Here is a 9,339-nt window from a genome sequence, read left to right as displayed (position 1 = left end):
GCGCTTCGTGAGGCGTCGCACGGTGAGTACAAGCTCAAAATGCTCATGTACCACGTGTACATTCCGCTTTTTCGCTCGTTTTCGCCTTGTCTCGCCCTTGCTCGCGAGACTTTGAACAGGCTCTTAGAGCGGCTAACAAATTCCTGATGCTGCGTTGCGCCGACTTGTCGTACTCAAGTGCTGCCTGCGTCGGCGCGCCTTGCCTCAGCCGTGAAACTGATAATGTTAGCCGCTCTTAAGGGGGAGCGGAAAACGTCTTTTGCCACGGAAGGCCACGGGAGCAGGCAAGGTCTGTGGTTTCTTTTGCCACGGAAACACACGGAAAAACACGGACCAAAGACGGTATGAAGGTTTCGTGGGTTTCCTGGCCGAAGGTGTTGTCTTTTTCCGTGTCTTCCGTGCGTTTCCGTGGCTAATAAAGGTGGCTAAACAAACTGCACCGGCACGTAGAAGTCGCGTCCCGGGCGGCTGACCAGCACTTGCGGCTGGCCCTGGATCACCGCGCGGAAGGCGCGCGGCAGGCGGCGCCAGTCCATGAACTTCATCTTGATGCTGTCGTACTGCGCTTGAGTGTGTGCCATGCTGTTCTCCCGAAGGTTCAGTCCACTTTGTGGATGACGTTGGTGACGACGCCCCAGATATGGAAGGCGGCGTCTTCCGGCACCGGAATCGGCTGGAATTCCGGGTTTTCCGGCAGCAGGCGGAGGCCCTTGGCGGTTTTTTCCAGCCGCTTCACCGTCAGCTCGCCATTGAGCGCCGCCACGACGACCTTGCCGTTGCGCGCTTCCGCCGCACGGTCCACCACCAGCAGGTCGCCGTCATGGATGCCGGCGCCCAACATGGATTCGCCCTTGACCGTGACCAGGAAGGTGCTGCCCGGCCGCGGCGCCAGCCGGGCGTTGAGGTCCACGTCGTCTTCCTTGAGGTCGTCCGCCGCCACCGGCGAGCCGGCCGGCACGCTGTTGGCGAACAGCGGCAGCGACAACTCGCTGAGCTGACGCGCCAGGGTGCGCACATCGTCGGCGTGGGCGCTGTTGGCGGTACGCCAGCTGCGGTAATCGCGCAGCCAGTCTTCCAGCACCGGCTTCAGCGGTTCCGGCACGCGGAGGGCGACGGTCTTGTCGCCGCCGTAGCTGGACTTGCGGCCAGCGCCGCTGCGTTTGCCTCCGTGGCTCATGGCTAATCCTCTGTAATGCAAGCAGATTTGATTGTGTACATTATCAAACTCCAGGGCAAGTTTTTTTTGAGGGCAGCAATCCGCGGGCGTAAAAAAACCCGCTGGCGCGGGCGGGTTTCGGCGGAGGGGCGCTGCTTCAGAGTTGATAGAAGCAGCGGGCGCAAACCGCGCGGTAGCGGGCGTTGCCGCCGATTTCCACTTGCGGGCCTTCCTTGACGCGATGGCCGTCGGCATCGATGCGGATGTGCATGGTGGCTTTTTTGCCACATTCGCAAATGGTCTTGATCTCTTCGATCTCGTCGGCCAGCGCCAGCAGCATGCCGGAGCCTACGAAGGGGTCGCCGCGGAAGTCGGTGCGCAGGCCGAAGCAGATCACCGGGATGTTGCGGGTATGGGCCAGTTCATGCAACTGGTGCACCTGCTCCGGGGTGATGAACTGGGCTTCGTCGATCAGGATGCAGGCGGTCTGGCCGAAATCCTCGGCCAGGAAGTTCAGCTCCGGCGAGAAGGTGCGGGCGTCGCGCTGCAGATTGAGGCGCGAGGTGATCTTGCCGAAGCCGTAGCGGTCGTCCATCGCGCTGGTGAACAGCGCCACGGTCTTGCCCATGGATTCGTAGTTGTTGGCGATCTGCAGCAGCTGGGTGCTCTTGCCGCTGTTCATCGCGGCGTAGCGGAAAAAGAGTTTTGCCATCGATGGGTTCTCGCTGGGGCTTAGGGCCTGTTTACGATCTCGCGAGCTAAGGGGAGACAAGGCGAAAACGGTTGAAGAAGCGGAGTGTACAAGAGGTACATGAGCATTCTGAAGCCGTACTCACCGTGTAACGCTCCACGACGCGTAGTAGATCGTAAATAGGTTCTTTAAAGGTCACCGCCGGTTTCCAGCACATAGCTGGCGCCGGCGTCTTGCGCCAGATGCTGGGCGAGGTAGGGCAGCACTTCGCGCAGCGTCTGCGGCAGCGTCCATGGCGCGTTGAGGATGAACATGCCGCTGCCGTGCATGCCGAAGCCGTCGCTGGACGGCTTTTGCACGTGCAATTCGGCGCGCAGCCAGTTCTTGGCGCCCAGCTTCTTCATTTCCTTGGGCAGTTCCTTCATCTCGGCGCGCTGCAGGCAGGGATGCCAGACCGCGTAGACGCCGGTGGCGAAGCGCTTCAGGCTTTCCTTCAGCGCGGTGATCACGTGTTGGTAATCGCGCTTGTCCTCGTAGGGCGGGTCGATCAGCACCAGCGCGCGGCGCGGCGGCGGCGGCAGGATCGCCTTGATCGCCTCGAAGCCGTTGGCTTGCTGGATCTGCACGCGACGGCCTGCGTCGGCGAAGGTGTCGGCCAGCAACTGGTGGTCGGTAGGGTGCAGCTCGAATAGGCGCAGCTTGTCGCTGGCCGGCATCACTTCCGCCGCGCACCACGGCGAGCCAGGGTAGAGCTTGAGTTCGCCGTCGGCGTTCAGGCTGCGCACCACTTCGACGTAGTTGGCGACGGCTTCCGGCAGGTCGTCGCGCTGCCACAGGCGGGCGATGCCGGATTCGAATTCAGCGTTCTTGGTGGCGTAACCTTCCACCAGCGAATAGGCGCCGGCGCCGGCATGGGTGTCGATATACCAGTAGGGCTTGGCTTTCTGGCCCAGGTAGTTCAGGAGTTCGATCTGGATCAGATGCTTGAGCACATCGGCGTGGTTGCCGGCGTGGAAGGCGTGGCGGTAACTGAGCATGGCTGCGGGGTATGGCGTTTGTCAGCTGCGGATTGTACCGGATTCGGCGTGGCCGCGCAGCGCGTCCTCCAGCGCGGCGCGCCAGCCCAGTTGTTCCATTACTTGCATGAAGTCGTCGGCCGGCGGCGCTTGCAGCAAGAGCGGCTGGCCGCTGTCAGGGTGGCTCAGCTGCATCGCGACGCAGGCCAGCAGCAGGCGTTGGCTGCCGAAATGCTCGGTGAACATGCGATTGTGGCGGCCCTTGCCGTGGGTGGCGTCGCCGATGATGGGGTGGGCGATGTGCTTGAGGTGGCGGCGCAGCTGGTGGCGGCGGCCGGTGTGCGGCGTCAGCTCCAGCAGGCTGTAGCGGCTGCTGGGGTAGCGGTCGACCGCGATCGGCAGTTCGATGCGCGCCAGCGTGCGGTAGTCGGTGACGGCGGCCTGCGGCGTGGTGTCCACGGTTTCGCCTATCCATTCCAGATCATCCGGGCGGCGGCTCAGCGGGTAATCGATGCGGCCGGCGTCATCGCTGTGGCCGCGGACCACGGCGATATAGCGCTTGTCCACCTGCTGGCGTTCGAACTGCCAGCTCATTTCGCGACACATATCCTTGTCCAGCGCGAACAACAGCACGCCGGAAGTGCCCTTGTCCAGCCGGTGCACCGGGTAGACCCGCTGGCCGATCTGGTCGCGCAGCAACTGCACGGCGAAGCGGGTTTCGTTGCGGTCCAGCGCGGTGCGGTGCACCAGCAGGCCGGAGGGCTTGTGGATGGCGATCAGCCGGTCGTCGCGGTAAAGAATCGGCAGCATGGGGCGGCTTGAAACGGATGGGGAAGGCCGGCATTGTAGGCGCTGCCGGCCGGCTTTGGAAGGCTGCCCCGGCAGCGGGGAATGCTCTTGGGGTGTAATTTTATGTCTTACGCTTCGATTACGTAAAAACCACAGCATTTTGACATGCTGTTGGCGTTTCTCCGCGGGGCTCGCGGCTTTGTCGGCATTTGTTGCGACATGATATTTCAAAGTAGAGAGGAAGTTGTTTACAGTCCATGGGTGCGTCATTACAATTCGCCGCGCTCAAACAAGAATGACAGGGCGGCGTCCATGCCGGTATCGACCCGTTTGCACCGGGGCGCGGCGGGACCGCATCTGCGCAACTGAATATGTAGTCGCGACGCTACATGACGCGAGGTTGGCAGGCGCCTTGCTTCGCTGCACGGCACGGGAACCACAGGGGGTGATCGGCGTGCGGGTTGACCAACAAACTCCATAGAGTCATAGAGATGAAAATCCAGCTGAAACGAATGAGCTTTGCCGTAGCGGCCGCGGTGTTGTCCACTTCCGCCTTCGCCAAAGAATTCTCGCCCGCCGTGGTCTACGACATGGCCGGCAAGTTTGACAAGAGCTTCAACGAGTCCGCGTACAACGGCGCCGAGCGTTTCAAGAAGGAATTCAAGATCAACTACCGCGACGGCCAGATCGCGTCCGAAGCGCAAAAAGAACAGCTGCTGCGCAATATGGCGCGCCGTGACGCCGACATCGTGGTGGCGATCGGCTTCTCCTTCACCCAGGCGGTGGAAACCGTGGCCAAGGAGTTCCCCAAGGTCAAGTTCACTCTGATCGACGCGGTGGCCAAAGGTTCCAATGTGCAGAGCATTGTGTTCAAGGAACAAGAAGGCGCCTTCCTGACCGGCGTGGCCGCCGCGATGGCGTCCAAGAGCGGCAAGGTGGGCTTTGTCGGCGGCATGGACGTGCCGCTGATCCGCGCCTTCGGCTGTGGCTATGTGCAGGGCGTCAAGTTCACCAACAAGAACGCCAGCGTGATCCAGAACATGACCGGCACCACCCCGCAGGCCTTCAACGACCCGGCGCGCGGCACTGAGCTGGCCAAGAGCCAGTTCGACCGCGGCGTGGACGTGGTGTTCGCCGCCGCCGGCGGCACCGGCCTGGGCGTGCTGCAAGCCGCCAAGGCCGCCGGCAAGTACTCCATCGGCGTGGACAGCAACCAGAACCACCTGTACCCCGGCTCGGTGCTGACCTCCATGGTCAAGCGCGTGGACGTGGCGGTGTTCAACACCTTCAAGGACGCCAAGAACGGCTCCTGGAAGCCGGAAGTCAAGGTGCTGGGCCTGAAGGAGGCCGGCGTGGATTGGGCGCTGGACGCCAACAACCGCAAGGTGATCACTCCGGCGATGGAGAAGAAGATCAACGCGGCCAAGGCTGACATCATCGGCGGCAAGATCAAGGTGGTGGATTACCGCACCAACAACAGCTGCCCGGTGCAATAAGCCGAGCGGAGTTTTCCCTGATCCGTTTCGGGGAGGCAGGCACGATGCATTCCATCGTGCCTGTTTGTTCATGCCGGAACGGAGTCAGGCTGGCCCTAACCAGGGAACAAGAACAAGCATGACCGAGTTTGCCATTGAGCTGGCGGGCATCAACAAGAGTTTTGGTGCCGTCAAAGCCAACCGTGACGTTACGATGACAATCGCCAAGGGCACCGTCCATGGCGTTATCGGCGAGAACGGCGCCGGTAAATCCACGTTGATGAGCATTCTGTACGGCTATTACCAGGCCGACAGCGGCTCCATCCGGGTGAACGGCAAGGAAGCGCCTATCCGCAACAGCCAGGAAGCGATCGAGCTGGGGATAGGCATGGTGCATCAGCATTTCATGCTGGTGGACACCTTTACCGTGCTGGAAAACATCGTGCTGGGCGCCGAAGGCGGCCTGGTGCTGAAGAAGGGGCTGGACGAGGCCCGCGAGCATCTGAAAGAGCTCAACCGCAATTACTCGCTGGAGGTGGACCCTGACGCGCTGGTGGGCGATCTGGGCGTGGGCCTGCAGCAAAGGGTGGAAATCCTCAAGGCGCTGTACCGCGGCGCCGATGTGTTGATTCTGGACGAGCCCACCGCGGTGCTGACGCCGCAGGAAGCCGACCACCTGTTCCACATCCTGCGTTCGCTGAAGGCGCAGGGCAAGACCGTGATCCTGATCACCCACAAGCTGCGCGAGGTGATGGACATCACCGACGGCGTCAGCGTGATGCGCGCCGGCACCGTGGTGGCCAATGTCGCCACCTGCGACGTGGACAAGGAAAAGCTGGCCGACCTGATGGTGGGCCGCAAGGTCAGCCTGAAAGTGGACAAGGCCGAGCGCGAGCCGGGCGCGGCGGTGCTCAGCGTCAAGAATCTGTGCCTGACCGACGCGCGCGCGGTCAAGCTGCTGGACCAGCTGAATTTCGAAGTGCGCGCCGGGGAGATCGTCGGCATCGCCGGCGTGTCCGGCAACGGCCAGTCCGAGCTGTTGGAAGTCTTGGCCGGCATGCGCGAGCCCAATGCCGGCGAGATGGTCTACAAGGGCGAGGACCTGCTGTGCCGCCGTTGCGGCGGCCAGCCGCGCGCCGCGCTCTACCGCAAGCTGGGCATCGCCCATGTGCCGGAAGACCGCTCGCGCGAGGGCCTGGTCAAGGCCTTCTCCAGCTATGAAAACGCCATTCTCGGCTATCACGGCGAAGCCGGCCTGGGCCGCGGCCCGTGGTATTCGCGCAAGCGGCTGCTGGCGCGTACCCGCGACTTCATCCAGCAATTCGACATCCGTCCGGGCAACCCGCTGCTGCGCGTGGGCCTGCTTTCCGGCGGCAACCAGCAGAAAGTGGTGCTGGCGCGGGAAATCCACGCCAATCCGGACCTGCTGCTGATCGGCCAGCCGACGCGCGGCGTCGACATCGGCGCGATCGAATTCATTCACAAGCGGCTGGTGGAACTGCGCGACGAGGGCAAGGCCATTTTGCTGGTCTCGGTTGAACTAGAAGAAATCCTGGCGCTGGCCGACCGCATCCTGGTCATGGCCGGCGGACAGATCACCGGCGAAGTGGCGGCCAAGGACGCCGACACCATTTCGCTGGGCCTGCTGATGGGAGGGCACAAGCATTGAAATTCGGACAACCTTCCACCTTGCCGCGCTGGGCGCAGCTGACGGTGCTGCCGGCGCTTAATCTGATGGCGGCGCTGCTGGTGACCGGCCTGGTCACTTGGCTGATAGGCGAAGACCCTTGGGAATGCCTGAAGCTGCTGATCAACGGCGCCTTCGGCTACGGCGAGGGCATAGGCTACACCCTGTTCTACACCACCGGCTTCATCTTCACCGGCCTGGCGGTGGCCACCGCCTTCCACGCTGGCCTGTTCAATATCGGCGGCGAAGGCCAGACTTATCTGGCCGGCCTGGGCGTCACCCTGGTGGTGCTGGGCTTCGACCACAGCCTGCCGCCGGCGGTGCTGGTGCCGCTGGCCATTCTGGCGGCAATGGGCTTCGGCGCGGCCTGGGCCTTTGTGCCGGGCTGGCTGCAGGCCAAGCGGGGCAGCCACATCGTGGTGACCACCATCATGTTCAACTTCATCGCTTACTCCTTGATGTTGTACCTGATCAGCCATCACTTGATCGAGGCCGGCTCGCAGAACCCGACCACGCGCGAATTCGGCCAGGCGGCGTGGATTCCCGCCATCCACGAAGTGGCGGCGCGTTTCGGCGTGGAAATTCCCACCTCGCCGTTGAACCTGACCTTCGTGATGTCCTTGCTGGCCGCCGCGCTGTTCTATCTGGTGGTGTGGCATAGCCGCTGGGGCTTCGAGCTGCGCACCGTGGGCACCAGCGAACCAGCCGCCCGCTACGCCGGCATGAGCGTCAGCCGTGTCATCATCATCGCCATGTGCGTGTCCGGCGCGCTGTCCGGCCTGGCCGCGGTCAACGAGCTGATGGGTTCCGCCCACCGCATGAACGTGATGTTCACCAACGGCGTCGGCTTCGTCGGCATCGCCGTGGCGCTGATGGGCCGCAACCACCCGGTGGGCATCATCCTGTCCGCGCTGCTGTTCGGCGCGCTGACCCAGGGCGGCTCCGATCTGTCCTTCGAGAAGCCGATGATCACCCGCGAGATGATCATCTTCATCCAGGGCCTGATCATCCTGTTCTGCGGCGCGCTGGAAAACCTGTTCGAGCCGTTCATCGCCGGCCTGTTCAAGCGCAAGGACGACAAATAATGGAAATCTTCTTCAGCCTGCTCGATTCCACGCTGCGCGTGGCCACGCCGCTGATCCTGGCCGCGATGGCCGGCATGTTCTCCGAGCGCTCCGGCGTGGTCGACATCAGCCTGGAAGGCAAGATGCTGGTGGCGGCCTTCGCCGCCGCCGCCGCGGCCTTCACCACTCAGAACCCGTGGATAGGCATGGCCTGCGGCATCGCCGCCTCGGTGGCGATGGCGATGATCCATGCTTTCGTGTCGGTCACCTACAACGGCAACCAGCTGATTTCCGGCATGGCGCTCAACACCGTCGCCTCCGGCATCACCCCGGTGCTGGGCCTGGCCTGGTTCCAGCAGGGCGGCAACACCCCGCAGCTGCCGGACGAGGGCCGTTTCCACGAGATCGTGCTGCCGTTCGCCCATGAGCTGCGCGATGTGCCGCTGCTGGGCCAGCTGTACAGCAAGCTGCTGTCCGGCCACAGCATCCTGGTGTATCTGACCCTGTTCCTGATCGTGCCGCTGGTGACCTGGGTGCTGTACAAGAGCCGCTTCGGTCTGCGTCTGCGCGCGGTGGGCGAGAACCCGCACGCGGCGGACACCGCCGGCATCTCGGTGGCCAAGGTGCGCTACACCGCCTTGTTCTGGGGTGGCGTGCTGTGCGGCATCGCCGGCACCTATCTGTCGGTGTACCAGACCGGCAGCTTCATCAAGGAAATGACGGCGGGCAAGGGCTTTCTGGCGCTGGCCGCGCTGATCTTCGGCAAATGGAAGCCGCTGCCGGCGGTGCTGGGCTGCCTGGTGTTCGCGTTTGCCGACGCCATTCAGATCCGCCTGGAAGGCGTGGCGCTGCCGGGCATCGGTCAGATCCCGTCGCAAGCCATCGCGGTGATCCCCTATGTGCTGACCGTGCTGCTGCTGGCGGGCTTCGTCGGCCGCGCGGTGGCGCCCAAGGCGATAGGCATTCCCTTCGTCAAGAGCCGTTAAACCAACGATAAACCGGCTTTTCAGTCAGGTTAAAACCGCCAGAGGGCTTTGCCCCTGGCGGTTTTTTGTTATATATCCCATGCAGGGAACCTTGCGGGACTTCTCCATTCATAATGATTCTTAATATCGTCTGTCGTTGCGCCCAAGCAAACTCGTTCAAAAAATTTGAATTTATCGCGCTAATAATTTCGCTATCAGCGCATTGGGCGCTCTTTTATGATTCAACGGTATGACAGGCGCGGCTTTGCCGCCGATACGGAATAAGGAACTCGATGCAACGATACAGCCCCACTCAAATCGCCTTGCACTGGCTGATCGCCGTGCTGATCGTCGCCGCCCTGATCATGGGCTGGTATTTCAACAGCATGCAGATCACCTCGCCGGCCAGCTTCAAGCTGAAAGCGTCCATGATCGCCTGGCACAAATGGGTGGGCATCAGCGTGCTCGCGCTGGCCGTGCTGCGCCTGATCTGGCG

General features: G+C 62.7%; 10 protein-coding genes. 5 read left to right on the top strand and 5 right to left on the bottom strand.

Annotated features, from left to right (window positions below):
• Nucleotides 1-425: 425 nt before the first annotated feature.
• From LQT98_RS20295 to LQT98_RS20275, 5 genes are all read right to left on the bottom strand, one after another.
• Entirely contained in the window at nt 426-581 is a 156-nt protein-coding gene (locus LQT98_RS20295) for a hypothetical protein (RefSeq protein WP_231464726.1), read from the bottom strand.
• A gap of 17 nt (nt 582-598) precedes the next feature.
• Nucleotides 599-1,177, bottom strand: coding sequence for a LexA family protein (locus LQT98_RS20290; protein ID WP_231464724.1), 579 nt, complete (start codon nt 1,175-1,177; stop codon nt 599-601).
• A 136-nt stretch (nt 1,178-1,313) separates the two neighbouring features.
• Nucleotides 1,314-1,868, bottom strand: coding sequence for a thymidine kinase (locus LQT98_RS20285; RefSeq protein WP_231464722.1), 555 nt, complete (start codon nt 1,866-1,868; stop codon nt 1,314-1,316).
• Nucleotides 1,869-2,035: 167 nt separating this feature from the next.
• Nucleotides 2,036-2,884: a 23S rRNA (adenine(2030)-N(6))-methyltransferase RlmJ gene (locus LQT98_RS20280; protein ID WP_231464720.1), complete on the bottom strand. Its 849-nt coding sequence runs from the start codon at nt 2,882-2,884 to the stop codon at nt 2,036-2,038.
• A 21-nt stretch (nt 2,885-2,905) separates the two neighbouring features.
• On the bottom strand, nt 2,906-3,673 hold the full coding sequence (locus LQT98_RS20275) for a tRNA pseudouridine(65) synthase TruC (protein WP_231464717.1): 768 nt from the start codon (nt 3,671-3,673) through the stop codon (nt 2,906-2,908).
• 491 nt (nt 3,674-4,164) lie between these two features.
• On the opposite strand from LQT98_RS20275, the gene LQT98_RS20270 reads away from it, so the two are divergent.
• The 5 genes from LQT98_RS20270 to LQT98_RS20250 all read left to right on the top strand — a co-directional run.
• A complete protein-coding gene (locus LQT98_RS20270; RefSeq protein WP_231464714.1) occupies nt 4,165-5,148 on the top strand; it encodes a BMP family lipoprotein in 984 nt (327 codons plus the stop codon).
• Between the two features lie 118 nt (nt 5,149-5,266).
• Nucleotides 5,267-6,796 (top strand): ABC transporter ATP-binding protein, encoded by a 1,530-nt coding sequence (locus LQT98_RS20265; protein ID WP_231464711.1) that lies wholly within the window; start codon nt 5,267-5,269, stop codon nt 6,794-6,796.
• Nucleotides 6,793-7,899, top strand: a complete 1,107-nt coding sequence (locus LQT98_RS20260; RefSeq protein ID WP_231464709.1) for an ABC transporter permease — start codon at nt 6,793-6,795, stop codon at nt 7,897-7,899. The genes LQT98_RS20265 and LQT98_RS20260 overlap by 4 nt, the downstream gene beginning before the upstream one ends.
• Nucleotides 7,899-8,864, top strand: coding sequence for an ABC transporter permease (locus LQT98_RS20255; RefSeq protein ID WP_048410769.1), 966 nt, complete (start codon nt 7,899-7,901; stop codon nt 8,862-8,864). Before LQT98_RS20260 ends, LQT98_RS20255 begins: the two co-directional genes overlap by 1 nt.
• Nucleotides 8,865-9,136: 272 nt before the next feature.
• The coding region (locus tag LQT98_RS20250) for a cytochrome b (protein ID WP_231464707.1) at nt 9,137-9,339 on the top strand (203 nt) is incomplete at its 3' end.

It is taken from the genome of Chromobacterium aquaticum (assembly GCF_021129195.1).
GTDB classification, from domain to species: Bacteria; Pseudomonadota; Gammaproteobacteria; order Burkholderiales; family Chromobacteriaceae; genus Chromobacterium; species Chromobacterium aquaticum.
This window is presented reverse-complemented; position numbering and strand designations above follow the sequence as displayed.